Source organism: Microbacterium sp. LMI1-1-1.1 (genome assembly GCF_040815675.1).
In the GTDB taxonomy this organism is placed as follows: Bacteria; Actinomycetota; Actinomycetes; order Actinomycetales; family Microbacteriaceae; genus Microbacterium.
On sequence record NZ_JBFPNN010000001.1, the window covers coordinates 1,058,190 to 1,073,108 of the forward strand.

At 71.3% G+C, this 14,919-nt stretch carries 14 protein-coding genes; 4 read left to right on the forward strand and 10 right to left on the reverse strand.

Features of this window, described 5'->3' with window-relative positions; translation table 11 throughout:
• Nucleotides 1-8 precede the first annotated feature (8 nt).
• Nucleotides 9-1,370: a glycosyltransferase family 2 protein gene (locus tag MRBLMI1_RS04945; protein ID WP_367727056.1), complete on the reverse strand. Its 1,362-nt coding sequence runs from the start codon at nt 1,368-1,370 to the stop codon at nt 9-11.
• Nucleotides 1,371-1,636: 266 nt separating this feature from the next.
• Between MRBLMI1_RS04945 and MRBLMI1_RS04950 the strand changes: the two genes are divergently transcribed.
• From MRBLMI1_RS04950 to MRBLMI1_RS04965, 4 genes are read left to right on the forward strand one after another with little or no spacing between them, the layout of a single operon-like run.
• Nucleotides 1,637-2,968, forward strand: a complete 1,332-nt coding sequence (locus MRBLMI1_RS04950) for a nucleotide sugar dehydrogenase (protein ID WP_367727058.1) — start codon at nt 1,637-1,639, stop codon at nt 2,966-2,968.
• Nucleotides 2,965-4,065, forward strand: coding sequence for an NAD-dependent epimerase/dehydratase family protein (locus MRBLMI1_RS04955; RefSeq protein ID WP_367727059.1), 1,101 nt, complete (start codon nt 2,965-2,967; stop codon nt 4,063-4,065). Before MRBLMI1_RS04950 ends, MRBLMI1_RS04955 begins: the two co-directional genes overlap by 4 nt.
• Nucleotides 4,065-5,540, forward strand: coding sequence for a polysaccharide deacetylase family protein (locus tag MRBLMI1_RS04960; protein ID WP_367727060.1), 1,476 nt, complete (start codon nt 4,065-4,067; stop codon nt 5,538-5,540). The genes MRBLMI1_RS04955 and MRBLMI1_RS04960 overlap by 1 nt, the downstream gene beginning before the upstream one ends.
• Entirely contained in the window at nt 5,537-6,286 is a 750-nt protein-coding gene (locus MRBLMI1_RS04965) for a hypothetical protein (protein WP_367727061.1), read from the forward strand. The genes MRBLMI1_RS04960 and MRBLMI1_RS04965 overlap by 4 nt, the downstream gene beginning before the upstream one ends.
• Before the next feature lie 57 nt (nt 6,287-6,343).
• Here the strand turns inward: MRBLMI1_RS04965 and MRBLMI1_RS04970 are convergent, their stop codons facing one another.
• The 9 genes from MRBLMI1_RS04970 to uvrC form a co-directional block, all read right to left on the reverse strand.
• Nucleotides 6,344-6,697, reverse strand: a complete 354-nt coding sequence (locus MRBLMI1_RS04970) for an RNA polymerase-binding protein RbpA (protein ID WP_138172458.1) — start codon at nt 6,695-6,697, stop codon at nt 6,344-6,346.
• 1 nt (nt 6,698) lies between these two features.
• Nucleotides 6,699-6,947 (reverse strand): preprotein translocase subunit SecG, encoded by a 249-nt coding sequence (gene secG, locus MRBLMI1_RS04975; protein WP_367727062.1) that lies wholly within the window; start codon nt 6,945-6,947, stop codon nt 6,699-6,701.
• Between the two features lie 110 nt (nt 6,948-7,057).
• Nucleotides 7,058-7,846, reverse strand: a complete 789-nt coding sequence (tpiA, locus tag MRBLMI1_RS04980) for a triose-phosphate isomerase (protein ID WP_367727063.1) — start codon at nt 7,844-7,846, stop codon at nt 7,058-7,060.
• Nucleotides 7,837-9,051 carry a phosphoglycerate kinase gene (locus MRBLMI1_RS04985; protein ID WP_367727065.1) on the reverse strand — a complete coding sequence of 405 codons (1,215 nt, stop codon included), beginning with the start codon at nt 9,049-9,051 and terminating at the stop codon, nt 7,837-7,839. The genes tpiA and MRBLMI1_RS04985 overlap by 10 nt, the downstream gene beginning before the upstream one ends.
• A 6-nt stretch (nt 9,052-9,057) precedes the next feature.
• A complete protein-coding gene (gene gap / locus MRBLMI1_RS04990; protein ID WP_367727066.1) occupies nt 9,058-10,062 on the reverse strand; it encodes a type I glyceraldehyde-3-phosphate dehydrogenase in 1,005 nt (334 codons plus the stop codon).
• Between the two features lie 102 nt (nt 10,063-10,164).
• Entirely contained in the window at nt 10,165-10,791 is a 627-nt protein-coding gene (locus MRBLMI1_RS04995; protein WP_367727067.1) for a superoxide dismutase, read from the reverse strand.
• 168 nt (nt 10,792-10,959) lie between these two features.
• On the reverse strand, nt 10,960-11,937 hold the full coding sequence (gene whiA, locus MRBLMI1_RS05000; protein ID WP_367727068.1) for a DNA-binding protein WhiA: 978 nt from the start codon (nt 11,935-11,937) through the stop codon (nt 10,960-10,962).
• Between the two features lie 41 nt (nt 11,938-11,978).
• The gene (rapZ, locus tag MRBLMI1_RS05005) at nt 11,979-12,857 is read right to left on the reverse strand and encodes an RNase adapter RapZ (RefSeq protein WP_367727069.1); all 879 of its coding nucleotides are present in this window, start codon (nt 12,855-12,857) and stop codon (nt 11,979-11,981) included.
• Nucleotides 12,858-12,970: 113 nt separating this feature from the next.
• Nucleotides 12,971-14,917, reverse strand: a complete 1,947-nt coding sequence (gene uvrC, locus MRBLMI1_RS05010; RefSeq protein WP_367727070.1) for an excinuclease ABC subunit UvrC — start codon at nt 14,915-14,917, stop codon at nt 12,971-12,973.
• Nucleotides 14,918-14,919: the final 2 nt, after the last annotated feature.

Below are 14,919 nucleotides of genomic sequence, written 5' to 3' on the forward strand. Positions count from 1 at the left end.
GCGCGGCGTCAGCGGGTCGGCACGGCGGGCGACGGTGCGGACGGCGACGGTGCGGCCGGTACGGCGGGCGATGGCACCGGGCCGCCGGACGGCGGCGGGGCCGGCGCGGCGTCCGCGACGGCGGCGCGACGGTCGGGGCTCCGCCACCGGCCGTCGGAAGGACGCCCCGGCGCCGTGACCAGCGCCCGGAGGCACAGCACCGCATCCCACACCCGCATCGCGGGATAGAGCAGCATCGACGGCCGCGGCCGCTCGCGCGCGAGGACGCAGACGAAACCGGTCATCGTGAGGTCGACGAGCACGAAGCCCCCGGCGAGCGCCCCCGACGGGATCACCGCTGCGACGGCCGCCGCCCCCGCTCCCGCCGCGCCCGGCAGCATCGCCGCCGCGAGGGCGGCGAGCGCGTCGAGCGCGATCACGGGGAGCACGGCTGCCAGCACGACGCTGGAGACGACGGTCTCGACGGCGAACACGCCCACGGACGCCCAGAACACCCCGCGGCGGAGCCCGTGACGCCGCACGGTCTGCCAGAACCCCAGGCTCCAGCGGCGCACCTGCGCCGAGTAGTCGCGGAGGACCGCGGGGTCCTGGGTCTCCGCGATCGCGCACTCCGGGTGGAAGGCGATCCGGCCGAGGCGCTTGGCGTGCACCTCGAACGTCATGTTGAAGTCCTCGATGGACAGGCCCGGCGCGTCGATGTCCACGCGGTCCAGGATGTCGGTGCGGTACAGGCTCGCGAACCCGGGCACGATCGCCACGGCATCCGTCGCCCGGGCCGCCTGGCCGAACTTGTGCAGGTACTGGGTGCAGACGTACGTGCGCTCGCGGTACGCCGTGAGGAACGCGCCCATGCGGGTGGCGGGAGCGTCGGCCGCGGTGGTCGCGCGCCCCGCCACGGCCACGACGCCGTCGTCGGTGAACAGCGGCAACCCGGTCCGCAGGTAGTCGGGGCGGGGGCGGGAGTCGGCGTCCAGCAGCATGAGCAGCGGGAAGCGCTCGGCGATGCGGAACTGCTGCAGGCCCGCGCGGATGGCGCCGGCCTTGCCGCGGTTGGGGAAGAGATCCCACGCGGTCGCCCCCGCCGCGCGGGCGACCTCGACCGTCGCATCGTTCGAGCCGTCCGACACGACGAACACGTTCCGGGCGGGCACCAGACGACGGGCGGCGGCGACGGCGTCGGCGATGACCAGCTCCTCGTCGTGCGCCGCGATGAGGATCGCGACCTCGTCGGCGCGGTAGTACATCGACGGGGTGAGCAGCCCCGGCTCCCGCGTCTCGCGCAGCAGCCGGCACATGGCGGCGACGCCCCACACCAGCGTCGACACGCCGACCGTGCAGACCGCGACGAGCAGGGCGAGGCCGGCGGTCATGGCATCCCTCCCTTCCGATCACGACGACGGTACGCGACGCCCGGCGCCGCGCGACCACAGAGGCGGTTGCGGTTTCACGCACGTCCGGATGCGGTCTTCGGCAACCCGCACGATGTGCCGGCGGACGTTGACCGCCGGCCGGTGACGGGATCAATGTGAGCGGCGGGCCGTCACCCGAATCGGACGGCCCCGCCGCATACCACCCGATCGTCCGAGGGGGCGCTGCTTTCCCCCGCGCTCCCTCGGACCCCGCCAGAAGGATGAGCATGTCCACTCTCGATGTCCGCGCCGACGTTTCGATCGACGCCCTGCCGCCCACTCTGACCGTCCGTGAGGCGTTCGACTTCGACGTCGCGATCGTCGGCCTCGGCTACGTCGGGCTTCCGACCGCCCTCGCGTACTTCGCGGCGGGGTCGCGGGTGCTCGCGCTGGACGCCTCGCCGAAGCGGCTCCGGGTCATCGCGTCGCGGGCGGCCGACCTCATCGACTCCGACCGGGGCCGGCTCGAGGACGCGCTCCGCACCCCCAAGGGGTTCCGCCTGACCACCGACGCGACGGAGCTGTCGCGCGCCGCGGCCGTCATCGTCTGCGTCCCCACCCCCGTCGACCACCAGCAGGTGCCCGACCTCGTGCCGCTGCGGGCGGCGTGCGCCACCGTCGTCGCCGCCGCCCGTCCCGGTCAGCTCATCATGCTGACCTCGACCACCTACGTCGGCTGCACCCACGACCTCGTCGAGGAGCCGCTGCGCGCCCGCGGGCTGCACATCGGCAGCGACGTGTTCGTCACCTTCAGCGCCGAGCGCATCGACCCCGGCAACATCGGCATCGCTCAGGAGGCCGTGCCCCGGGTGGTCGGCGGCGCCACGCCGCAGTGCGAGGAGGAGGGGGCGAGACTGCTGTCGCGGTACGCCGCTCGGGTGCACCGCGTGTCGAGCCTCGCGACGGCCGAGATGACCAAGCTGCTCGAGAACACCTTCCGCGCCGTGAACATCGCGCTCGCCAACGAGTTCGCCGACATCTGCGGCGCGCTGGACGTGCCCATCACCGAGGTGATCGAGGCGGCGAGCACGAAGCCGTACGGGTTCATGGCGTTCTACCCCGGCCCGGGGGTCGGCGGGCACTGCATCCCGTGCGACCCGCACTACCTGCTGTGGCAGCTGCGCGCGCTCCGCGTCGACGCGGGCGTCATCACGCAGGCCATGACCCGCATCGCCGCCCGGCCCGGTCGCGTGGTCGACCGGGTCCGGGACGTCCTCGGGCGGGCGGGCAAGGGCACGCTCGGGGCGCGGGTGCTCGTCGTCGGGGTGACCTACAAGCCCGACGTGTCCGACCTGCGCGAGTCGCCCGCGCTGGAGATCATCGACGGCCTCCTCGACCTCGGCGCGGAGGTGCAGTACGTCGACACCCACGCCCCGCATGTCGATCTCGCCTCCGGCCGCGCCCGGGACTCCCTCGCCGACCCGGGCGTCTTCCACCCGGACGTCGTGCTCGTGCACACCCGCCACCAGGACGCCGACCTCACTTGGATCGAGGCCGACGCCGTCGTCCTCGACGGCACCTACCGCAGCGACGACCTCGTGGGACGGGTGCTGCTGTGACCGACGACGTCCTTCCCCCCGACGCGGACCCGGCTCCCGCCACCGCGCCCATCCCCACCTCGGAGGAGATCCGCATGAGAACCCTCGTCACCGGAGGCGCCGGCTTCGTCGGCAGTCACCTCGTCGAGCACCTGCTGCACCTGGGCGACGACGTCGTCGTCCTCGACGACCTGTCCACCGGGTCCGCGCGCAACCTGGCCGCGGTCGCCGACCACCCCCGACTGCAGATGATCCACGGGTCGATCCTGAACCCGCAGACCGTGCGCTCGGCGATGGCGACGTGCGACCGCGTGTTCCACCTCGCCGCCGCCGTGGGCGTGAAGCTCATCGTCGAGCAGCCGCTGCGCGGCCTGCGCATCAACATCCACGGCACCGAGAACGTGCTGACCGCCGCGATCGAGCAGGAGGCGTCGGTCCTCCTGGTGTCCACGAGCGAGGTCTACGGCAAGAACACCGCGGACCGCCTGCGCGAGGACTCGGACCGGATCCTCGGGGACCCGCTGCTGTCGCGGTGGACGTACGCCGGCGCCAAGGGCATCGACGAGGCCTTCGCGAAGGCGTATTGCGACCAGGAGGACCTCGATGTGTCGATCGTCCGCCTGTTCAACACGGTCGGGCCGCGGCAGACCGGTCGCTACGGCATGGTGTTCCCCAACCTCGTCGGACAGGCCCTGCGCGGTCAGCCGCTGACGGTGTTCGGCGACGGACGGCAGACCCGCTGCTTCTCCGCCGTCGAGGACGTCGTGCCGGCGATGGTCCGGATCGAGCGCGACCCCCGCGCCCGCGGCGAGGCGTACAACCTCGGCGGGGCGCGGGAGATCTCGATCCTCGACCTGGCGCAGGAGATCGTCCGCACGCTCGACAGCCGCAGCGAGATCTCGCTCATCCCCTATGCACAGGCCTACGCGCCCGGTTTCGAGGACATGCGCCGCCGCGTGCCCGACAACAGCAAGGCGCATGCGCTCGTCGGGTACGAGCCGCACACGTCCCTCACGACGACGATCATGCGCGTCGCCGCCGACCTGCTCTCGCGGGAACGGCTCGGATCGGATGCCATGCCGTTGGCCGGCGCCGGCGCGTTCCGGGGAGTGATCTGATGGAACAGCGTTCCCCCCGGGCCCGGATCGCCGCGTCCCGTTCCCCCGGCGCCCGGCTCGCCGCGGCGCTGGCCGCCGTCGCCGCGCTCGCCCTGAGCGTCGGCGGGCTCACCGTCCTCGCCCCCGAGCCCGCCGCGGCGGCGACGCGGACCGTCGTCAGCCTCACGTTCGACGATGCCAACGCCTCGCAGCTGAACGCCCTGCCCGCCCTGCGGAGCACCGGGCTGAAGGCGACGTTCTACGTCCCCTCGGGCTTCATCGGCGCCGCCGGGTACATGACCCGCGCGGACCTGACCGGGTTGAAGAACGCCGGGCACGAGATCGGCGGCCACACCGTCAACCACCCCGACCTCGCCCAGATCAGCGTCGACGAGGCGAGACGGCAGATCTGCACCGACCGCAAGAACCTCGCATCGTGGGGGTTCACGGTCCGCAGCTTCGCCTACCCCTTCGCCTCGAGCACGCCGCAGGTCGAGCAGGCGGTGGCCGACTGCGGATACAGCAGCGGACGACTGCTCGGCGACATCCGCAGCCGGTTCGGCTGCGACCAGTGCAGCTACGCGGAATCGATCCCGCCGGCCGATCCCCGCGCGCTCCGCGCCCTGGATCAGGTCGACAAGACCTGGACCCTCGCCGACCTGAAGCAGGGTGTGCTGAACGCCGAGCGCAACGGCGGCGGCTGGGTGCAGTACACCTTCCACGACGTCTGCGCGAACGCCTGCAGCGACCTGGCCGTCACCCCGACCGTGTTCGCCCAGTTCGCGGCGTGGCTGAAGGGCCGTCAAGCGGCCGGCACCGTGGTGCGGACCGTCGGCGACGTCGTCGGCGGGGCCGCGAAGCCGCTCGTCGACGGGCCGGCCGTGCCCGCCCCGACCGGATCGACCAACGGCGTCGTCAACCCCGGCCTGGAGACGCTCGGCGCCGACGGGCAGCCGAGCTGCTGGATGCGCGGCGGCTACGGGTCGAACTCCCCCGCCTTCTCCACCGGGGCGCCCGCCCACGGCGGGAGCGTCGCCAGCGGCATCACCATGACGGGGTACGCCGACGGGGACGCCAAGCTGCTGCCGCAGTTCGACCTGGGGCAGTGCTCCCCCACCGTCACCGCCGGCCGGACGTACGCCCTGCGCAGCTGGTACCAGTCCAGCGGGGTGACGCAGTTCGCGGTGTACCTGCGGTCGAGCACCGGTGCGTGGTCGTACTGGACGTCGAGCCCCTGGTTCGCCGCGTCGGCGGGCTGGAGCCAGGCGGACTGGACCACACCGGCGATCCCGTCCGGCTCGACGGGGATCAGCTTCGCGCTCACCATCTTCGGCAACGGCACGCTGCGCACGGACGACCTGGCCCTCTACGACAGCGCGGGCGCGCCACCCGTCGTCGCGGCCACGCAGACGGCGCCGCAGGCCCGGACGTCGGCGCCGGCCCCGAGCACGCAGGTGGAGGTCTTCCGACCCACCGAGAGTGACCTGACCGAGTGAGGAGGCGACTCGCCCGGACGGCGGCGGCATCCCTGGTGATGCTCGCCGCCGTTCCGGCGTCCGGGTGCGGGGCGACGCCGCGGGACCTCCCCGACACCGGCTACCCCTGGCACACGGACATCGTGGCCACGACCTTCTGGGTCGGCGAGGTGTTCGACCCGGCAGCCGACGACGGCAGCCAGCGCATCTCCGCGTACGACACGGACTGGCTCGAATCCTACGGCGGCTGCGACGGCGTCGAGGTCGACGGGGAGTGCCGCACGGAGCCGCGCACCGCCGAGGACGGCTTCTTCCCCACCCGTATGACCCCGCGCGAGAACCCGTTCTACCTCGATCTGCCGTTCGACGACGTCAACGACGACGAGGCGTTCGCCGCGCGTGGCGACGTCGTCCCCTGGGCGGGTGAGCCGGCGTACGCGGACGACGTCGACGACCGCTCCGTCAGCCTCATGAAGAACCGCTGGGTGGCGCTGCACAAGGACGGTCGGCTCTGCTACGCGCAGATCCAGGATGCCGGCCCCGGCGAGTACCGCGACGCGGCCTACGTCTTCGGCGACGACGACCGCCGCCCCGCCAACGCGCGCTACAACGGCGCGGGCCTGGACGTCTCCCCCGCGGTGAACGGCTGCCTCGGTTTCGCGGAGCTGAACGGCGAGGACGACCGGGTCGACTGGGCATTCGTCGACGAGCGCGACGTCCCGCCCGGTCCGTGGACCCGTGTCGTCACCCGGACCCCGGTGCGCTGACGCCGGAGACGGCGAAGGGGCTGGATGCCATGGCATCCAGCCCCTTCGAGATACGTCTTACTGACCGCGGCGCTCGCGCAGCTGCTGCAGGGCGTCGTCCAGCAGGGACGCCGCCTCCTCGTCCGTGCGACGCTCCTTCACGTACGCGAGGTGCGTCTTGTACGGCTCGGTCTTGGACAGCGCCGGCGGGTTGTTCTTGTCGCGCCCGGCCGGAAGGCCCGAGTGCGGGGAGTCGATCGTCTCGGGGATCTCGTCGTCGGGGATGCCGGCGGCGAAGTAGCGGACGGTCTCGTTGCCGAGGGCGTCCCAGTACGACACGGCGACGCGGTCGGCGTGGAAGCCGTGGTCCTGCTCGCCCATCGGACCGGCACCGACGCGGGTGCCGCGGATCGCGTTGCCACCAGTAGCCATGTCAGATCCCTGCGAACTTGGTGATGAGACCGAGGCCGACGATGGTGGTGAACCACACCAGCGCGAGCACGATCGTGAACCGGTTGAGGTTGCGCTCGGCGAGACCGGACGACCCGAGGGCCGAGGTCATGCCGCCGCCGAACATGTCGGACAGACCGCCGCCGCGCCCCTTGTGGAGCAGGATGAGCAGGGTCAGCAGCAGGCTGGTGATGCCGAGGAACACCTGCAGCACGAACTCGAGAATCTGCACTTCGAAGCCTTTCGCAGCGGTTCCGTCGGAACCGCACAAGCGTCAAGTATACGGGGGATGCACAGGAACGCCCGCGGCGCGACGCCGCGGGCGTTCCGGATCGGGATCGGTCAGACCCCGACGTGCTTCTGGTAGCGGATGATCGCGGCGAACTCGTCGACCACGAGGCTCGCGCCGCCGACGAGCGCGCCGTCGACGTCGGGCTCCCGCATGAAGCCGGCGATGTTGCCCGACTTCACCGATCCGCCGTAGAGGACGCGCGTGCGCGCGGCCGCGTCGGCGCCGAGCTTGTCGGCGACGACGGCGCGGAGCTTCGCGCAGACCTCCTGCGCCTGGTCCGGCGTGGCCGCCTGGCCCGAGCCGATGGCCCAGACCGGCTCGTACGCCACGACGACGTCGGCATCGGATGCCACGCCCTCGAGCGCGACCTCGAGCTGACCCACGGGCACGGCGCTGGCGCCGAACTTCTCGAGGTCCTCCGAGGTCTCGCCGACGCAGATGACCGGCACCAGACCGTGACGGAGGGCCGCCTGGGTCTTGGCGGCGACGACCTCGTCGGTCTCGTGGTGGAACTGACGACGCTCGGAGTGCCCGATGATGACGTACCGGGCGTCGAGCTTGGCCAGGAACTGACCCGAGATCTCACCGGTGTAGGCACCGGAGTCATGAGCCGACAGGTCCTGACCGCCGAGGGCGAACGGGATCTTGTCCGCGTCGACGAGCGTCTGGACGGTGCGCAGGTCGGTGAACGGCGGGAAGACCGCGACCTCGACGCTGTCGACGTCGTGCTGGGCCTCCTTCAGCGTCCAGTGCAGCTTCTGGACGAACGCGACCGCCTGCAGATGGTCGAGGTTCATCTTCCAGTTGCCGGCGATGAGGGGGGTTCTGGTCACTGCCATCCGAGGACCTCCAGTCCGGGGAGCTTCTTGCCTTCGAGGAACTCCAGGCTCGCGCCGCCGCCGGTCGAGATGTGACCGAAGGCGTCGTCCGCGAAGCCGAGCTGGCGCACGGCCGCCGCGGAGTCGCCGCCGCCGACGACACTCAGGCCGTCGACCTCGGTCAGCGCCTGCGCCACCGTCTTGGTGCCGGCCGCGAAGGCCTCCATCTCGAACACGCCCATCGGGCCGTTCCAGAAGACCGTCCGCGAGCCGCGGATGGCCTCGGCGAACTGCTCCGCCGTGCGGGGGCCGATGTCCAGGCCGAGGCCGGACGCGCCGAAGGCGGTGTCCTCGAGGGCATCGGCGTCGGCGACGACGTGCTCGGCGTCCGCCGAGAACGAGGCCGCGACGACCGCGTCGACCGGGAGGACGATCTCGACGCCGCGCTCCTTCGCCGTGGCGATGTAGCCCTTCACGGTGTCGATCTGGTCCTGCTCCAGCAGGCTCGCACCCACCTTGTGACCCTCGGCCACGAGGAAGGTGAACATCATGCCGCCGCCGACGAGGAGCTTGTCCACGCGCGGGAGCAGGTGCTCGATGACGCCCAGCTTGTCGCTGACCTTGGAGCCGCCGAGGACGACCGTGTACGGCCGCTCGGGGTTCTCGGTCAGGCGGTCGAGGACCTCGAGCTCCTTCTGGATGAGGAGTCCCGCGGCCGACGGCACGATCTGCGCGAGGTCGTAGACGCTGGCCTGCTTGCGGTGCACGACGCCGAAGCCGTCGGACACGAGCGCGTCGCCGAGGGCGGCGAGCTCGCGGGCGAACGCCTGGCGCTCGGCCTCGTCCTTCGAGGTCTCCCCTGCGTTGAAGCGGAGGTTCTCGATGACGGCGATCTCGCCGTCCTCCAGCGCCGCGACCGCGTCGCGGGCCGACTCGCCGACCGTGTCGCGCGCGAACGCGACCGGCTGGCCGAGGAGCTCGGAGAGGCGCTGCGCGACCGGCTCGAGGGAGTACTTCGGGTCGGGCGCCCCGTCGGGGCGGCCCAGGTGCGAGCACACGACCACACGCGCGCCGGCGTTGATCAGTGCGTTGAGGGTCGGCAGCGACGCGCGCACGCGGCCATCGTCCGTGATGATCCCGTCCTTCAGGGGGACGTTGAGATCACAACGGACGATGACACGCGTGCCGGCGAGCGACCCCAGCGAATCGAGGGTGCGCAGAGCCATGAAGGGTTACAGGCGCTCGGCGACGTACTCGGTGAGGTCGACGAGGCGGTTCGAGTAGCCCCACTCGTTGTCGTACCAGGACGACAGCTTCACCTGGTTGCCGATGACGCGCAGCAGACCGGCGTCGAAGATCGACGAGTGCGGGTCGGTGACGATGTCGCTCGAGACGATCTCGTCCTCGGTGTACTTGAGGATGCCCTTGAGCGGGCCCTCGGCGGCGGCCTTGTACGCGGCCTTGACCTCGTCGAGGGTGACCTCGCGCGAGGCCTCGACCGTCAGGTCGGTGATCGAGCCGGTGGGGATCGGCACGCGCAGCGCGAAGCCGTCGAGCTTGCCCTTGAGCTCGGGCAGGACGAGGCCGATGGCCTTGGCCGCACCGGTCGAGGTGGGGACGATGTTGACCGCGGCGGCGCGGGCACGGCGCAGGTCGCTGTGCGGGCCGTCCTGCAGGTTCTGGTCGGCGGTGTACGCGTGGACCGTGGTCATCAGACCGCGCTCGATGCCGAAGGCGTCGTTGAAGACCTTGGCCAGGGGCGCGAGGCAGTTGGTGGTGCACGACGCGTTCGAGATGATGACGTCGGTCTCGGGGTTGTACGTGTCCTCGTTCACGCCCATGACGATCGTGGCGTCGTCACCGGTCGCGGGGGCCGAGATGAGCACCTTCTTGGCGCCGCCGGCGATGTGCTTCTTCGCGTCCTCGGCCTTGGTGAAACGACCGGTCGACTCGATGACGATGTCGACGCCCAGCTCGCCCCAGGGGAGGTTGGCGGGGTCGCGCTCCTCGAAGACCTTGATGGTCTTGCCACCGACGGTGATCGAGTCCTCGTCGTACGAGACCTCCTGGTCGAGACGACCCGTGATGGAGTCGTACTTCAGCAGGTGGGCCAGCGTCTTGTTGTCGGTGAGGTCGTTGACCGCGACGATGTCGAGGTCAGCACCCTGCGCGAGAGCCGCGCGGAGGTAGTTGCGTCCGATACGGCCGAAGCCGTTGATTCCGATCTTGACGGTCACGGAATTTCTCCTGAATCAGTCATGCGCGAGAGTGCGCGAGAGTGCGATATTCGCGGGAGGGAACGGCGTCCCGGCGGGGTGTCCACCGGGACGCCCAGCCGTTTACGACAGTACCAGCAGACCCGACGTCTTCTCGCGGGCGGCGGCGAAGCGCTCCTGCGCGTCGGCCCAGTTCGCGATGTTCCAGAACGCCTTCACGTAGTCGGCGCGGACGTTCTTGTAGTCGAGGTAGTAGGCGTGCTCCCAGACGTCCAGGAGGAGCAGCGGAACGGTGCCCGCGACGATCTGACCCTGCTGGTCGAAGAACTGCTGGATGACCAGGTTCTCGCCGATCGAGTCCCAGAACAGGCCGGCCCAGCCGGAGCCCTGGACGCCGAGCGCGGCGGCGGTGAACTGCGCGCGGAACGCGTCGAACGAGCCGAACTGGTCGTCGATGGCCGACTCGAGGTCGCCGGTCGGCTTGTCGCCGCCGTTGGGCGAGAGGTTCGTCCAGAAGATCGAGTGGTTGGTGTGACCGCCGAGGTTGAACGCGAGGTCCTTCTGCAGGCGGTTGATGTTGGCGAAATCGTTCTTCTCGCGGGCCTCGGCGAGGAGGTCGAGGGTGGTGTTCGCCCCGTTGACGTACGTCTGGTGGTGCTTGCTGTGGTGCAGCTCCATGATGGTCGCGCTGATGTGCGGCTCCAGCGCGGAGTAGTCGTAGGGCAGTTCGGGCAGCGTGTACTTCGCCATGTTCTCTACTTCCGAATCGGCGCTGCACCGAGACCTCGGCGCAGCGAGGGTGACGTGTTCATCCTAGTGACGGCCAACGCACCGACCACGGGGTTGCTTCCCCGCATGACGGTGGTTAACGACGAATGGATGCCTCGGGCGGGAGGCATCCATTCGGGGAGGGCCGGGTCAGTCGGAGGCGCCGACGGGGACGGCCGCCTCGGTGCCGGGGATGCCCTCGACCTCCGCCTTCTTGTCGGCCATCGCCAGGAGTCGGCGGATGCGTCCGGCCACGGCGTCCTTGGTCAGGGGCGGGTCGGCGTGGTGGCCGAGCTCGTCGAGGCTCGCGTCGCGGTGCGCCAGGCGCAGCGCGCCGGCCTGCTGCAGGTGGTCGGGGACGTCGTCGCCGAGGATCTCCAGCGCCCGCTCGACGCGCGCGCATGCGGCGACGGCGGCCTGGGCGGAGCGGCGCAGGTTCGCGTCGTCGAAGTTGACGAGGCGGTTCACGCCCGCCCGCACCTCGCGGCGCTGACGCATCTGATCCCACTCGCCGGCGGTGCGACGGGCGCCCATCTCGTACAGGGCGCCGCGGATGGCCTCGCCGTCGCGCACCACGACGCGCGGGACGCCGCGCACCTCGCGGGCCTTGGCTGGGATGCCGATGCGGTGGCCGGCGCCGACGAGGGCCATCGCCGCCTCGGACGACGGGCAGGAGATCTCGAGCGCGGCCGAGCGGCCCGGGTCGCTGAGGGAGCCGGTCGCGAGGAACGCGCCGCGCCAGATGGCGGCGAGGTCGGGGCGGGAGCCGGTGGTCAGCTTGTTCGGCAGGCCGCGGACGGGTCGGCGACGCTGGTCGAGCAGACCGGTCTGACGGGCCAGGGTCTCCCCCGCCTCGATGACGCGGACGGCGTAGTGGCCGCCGGTGCGTCCGCCCGACCCCTGCACGTGGTGCAGCTCGGGACGGACGCCGTAGAGCTCCATGAGGTCGCGGGCGACGCGGCGCGCGAGGATGTCGGAGTCCAGCTCGGCCTCGACGGCGACGCGGTTGGCGATGGAGTGCAGGCCCCCCGAGAAGCGCAGGATCGCGGTCAGCTCCGCCACGCGGGCCGTCGGACGCGGGTCGCGTACGGTGGTCAGCTCGGCCTTCACGTCGGCGGTCAGGGGCACGGTACTCCTCGGGTCGGGGGGTGCGGGGGCAAGGGTACAGCCTACTCGCGACCGAGGTCCCGGTGAGCCACCCGCACGGCCACGCCCGGCACGTCCTCCAGTCGTGCAGCCAGTTCCCGCGTCATCACGACGGAGCGGTGCTTGCCCCCCGTGCAGCCGATCGCGATGACCGAATGGCGCTTGTTCTCGCGCTGGTACCCCTCGAGCACGGGACGTAGCGCCGCCGCGTACGCCTCGAGGAACGCCTCCGCGCCCTCCTGCCCCAGCACGTACTCGCGAACGCGCGGGTCCTCCCCCGTGAGCGGGCGCAGGTCCTCGCTCCAGAACGGGTTCGGCAGGAAGCGCATGTCGGCCACGAGGTCGACGTCCGGCGGCAGTCCGTACTTGAAGCCGAAGCTCATCATGGTGACGGTGTGGCGCGCCGCGCCCTCGTCGCCGAAGAGCGCCACGGTGCGCAGCGACAGCTGGTGCACGTTCGAGGTCGACGTGTCGATCACGACGTCCGCCGCCTCGCGGAGCGGCGCGAGCCGTTCGCGCTCTCGTCGGATGCCGTCCAGGATCGTGCCCTCGCCCTGCAGCGGGTGCGGGCGACGCACGGCCTCGAAGCGTCGCACGAGCACGTCGTCGGCGGCATCCAGGAACACCACGCGCACCTGCCGACCGCCCTGCAGGGTCCGCACCGCCTCGGGGAGGTCGCCGAAGAGGGTCCGCCCGCGGACGTCGACGACGACGGCGACGCGCGGCACCGCCCCGGCCGCCATCTCGGACAGCTCGAGCAGCGGGCGCAGCATGCGCGGCGGGAGGTTGTCGACCACGTACCAGTCGAGGTCCTCGAGGGCGTTGGCGACGGTGGACCGGCCGGCCCCCGACATGCCCGTGACGATCAGCACCTCGCCGGGGTCGTCGTTCGCCGACTCCATGGTTCCGCTCCTCTGGTCGAGTGCGCCCGCTCGGCGCTCCGTCGGGTGCGCGACGCCGCGTGCGCCGTTCCCGTCGTCGGAGTGCCCGTCGCGCGTGTCCGCGCCGTGTCAGCCTACCGAGACAGACGCTCGTGGATCGACTCGGCGAGCTTCGGTCCGATGCCGGGCAGGGCCGTGATCTCCTCGGGTGCGGCGTTCTTCAGAGCCGTGACCGAGCCGAAGTGGCGCAGCAGCGCCTTGATGCGGGCGTCGCCGAGGCCGGGCACCTCCGCCAGCACGCTGGAGATGTCGCGCTTGCGCTTCTTGCGCTGGTGGGTGATGGCGAACCGGTGCGCCTCGTCGCGGAGGCGTTGCAGCAGGTACAGCGCCTCCGACGTGCGCGGCAGGATGACGGGGTATTCCTCCCCCGGGAGCCAGACCTCCTCGAGGCGCTTCGCGATGCCGCAGAGGGCGATCTCCTCGTGTCCCGCGTCGGCGAGGGCGCGGGCGGCGGCGGCCACCTGCGGCTGCCCGCCGTCGACGACGAGCAGCTGCGGACGGTACGCGAAGCGGGGACGCTTGCGGGTCGTGACGACGTCGCCGTCGGCGGTGGCCGCGTCGCTCTCGGGGTCGGCGACGATGGCGCCGTGGATGGTCTCGGGCTCGTCCTCCTCATCCGGCCGGTCGAGGTACGCCAGCCGACGGGTGAGCACCTGGTAGAGCGAGTCCGTGTCGTCGGTCGTCTCGGCCACGCCGAACGAGCGGTACTGGTCCTTGCGCGGCAGACCGTCCTCGAACACGACCATGGATGCCACGACGTTGGTGCCCGCGAGATGGGAGACGTCGTAGCACTCGATGCGCAGCGGCGCCTCGGCGAGACCGAGCGCCTCCTGCAGGTCGGTGAGGGCCTGCGACCGGGCGACGTAGTCGCTGGTGCGACGGGTCTTGTGAAGCATGAGCGCCTGCTGCGCGTTGAGCGTCGCCGTCTTGAGCAGGTCCGCCTTGCGGCCGCGCTGGGCGACCTGCAGCGAGACGGGACGGCCGCGGCGCTCCCGCAGCCAGGCCTCGAGCTGCTCGGCGTCGTCGGGGAGCTCGGGGACGAGCACCTGCCGCGGGATGTCGGAGGCCGCGGCATCCCCGTAGGTGCGCTGCAGCACCTGATCGACGAGGTCGGCGCCGGAGATGTCGATCTCCTTCTCGATGGTCGTCGCCCGCACCCCGCGGACGCGGCCCCCGCGGACGACGAAGTGCTGCACCGTCGCGGCGAGCTCGTCCTCGGCGATGCCGAAGAGGTCGGCGTCGGTGTCGGAGGCCAGGACGAGCGCGCTCCGGCCCAGGACGGCGTCGATCGCCTGCAGCTTGTCGCGGTAGCGGGCGGCCGCCTCGTAGTCCATCGCGGCCGACGCCTCGTGCATGCGCGCGGTGAGGGCCTTGGCGAAGCGCTGGTCGCCCCCCGCCATGAACGCGACGAAGTCGTCGACGACCGCGCGGTGCTCCTCGATCGTGACCTTCATCGAGCACGGTCCGCCGCAGCGGCCGATCTGGCCCGGGAAGCACGGCCGCCCGGACTGCATCGCCTTCTTGTAGGAGGAGTCGCTGCAGGTGCGGATGGGGAAGACCTTGATCATCAGGTCGATCGTGTCGTGCACCGCCCAGACCTTCGGGTACGGCCCGAAGTACTTGGCCCCCCGGATCTTGGGGTTACGCGTCACGATGACCCGCGGCGCCTCGTCGCCGAGGGTGATCGCCATGAAGGGGTAGGACTTGTCGTCGCGGTACTTGACGTTGAACGGCGGATCGAACTCCTTGATCCACATGTACTCCAGCTGCAGCGAGTCGACGTCGCTGGCCACGACGGTCCACTCGACCGACGCGGCCGTCGTCACCATCCGGCGGGTCCGCTCGTGCAGGGAGTGCAGCGGCGCGAAGTAGTTCGACAGCCGCGCGCGGAGGTTCTTCGCCTTGCCGACGTACAGCACGCGCCCCTCCGCGTCGCGGAACCGGTAGACCCCCGGGTTGGTGGGGATCTCGCCCGGCGCCGGACGGTAGGAGAGGTGCGACAGACGTTCTCGCGTCGGCACGG

Bases quoted from the DNA above. Each gene is read 5' to 3' on its own strand.
- MRBLMI1_RS04960 (WP_367727060.1), top strand. From the start codon at position 4,065: ATGGAACAGCGTTCCCCCCGGGCCCGGATCGCCGCGTCCCGTTCCCCC.
- MRBLMI1_RS04945 (WP_367727056.1), bottom strand. From the start codon at position 1,370: ATGACCGCCGGCCTCGCCCTGCTCGTCGCGGTCTGCACGGTCGGCGTG.
- MRBLMI1_RS04985 (WP_367727065.1), bottom strand. From the start codon at position 9,051: ATGGCTCTGCGCACCCTCGATTCGCTGGGGTCGCTCGCCGGCACGCGT.
- tpiA (WP_367727063.1), bottom strand. From the start codon at position 7,846: ATGGCAGTGACCAGAACCCCCCTCATCGCCGGCAACTGGAAGATGAAC.
- rapZ (WP_367727069.1), bottom strand. From the start codon at position 12,857: ATGGAGTCGGCGAACGACGACCCCGGCGAGGTGCTGATCGTCACGGGC.
- MRBLMI1_RS04970 (WP_138172458.1), bottom strand. From the start codon at position 6,697: ATGGCTACTGGTGGCAACGCGATCCGCGGCACCCGCGTCGGTGCCGGT.
- MRBLMI1_RS04995 (WP_367727067.1), bottom strand. From the start codon at position 10,791: ATGGCGAAGTACACGCTGCCCGAACTGCCCTACGACTACTCCGCGCTG.
- MRBLMI1_RS04950 (WP_367727058.1), top strand. From the start codon at position 1,637: ATGTCCACTCTCGATGTCCGCGCCGACGTTTCGATCGACGCCCTGCCG.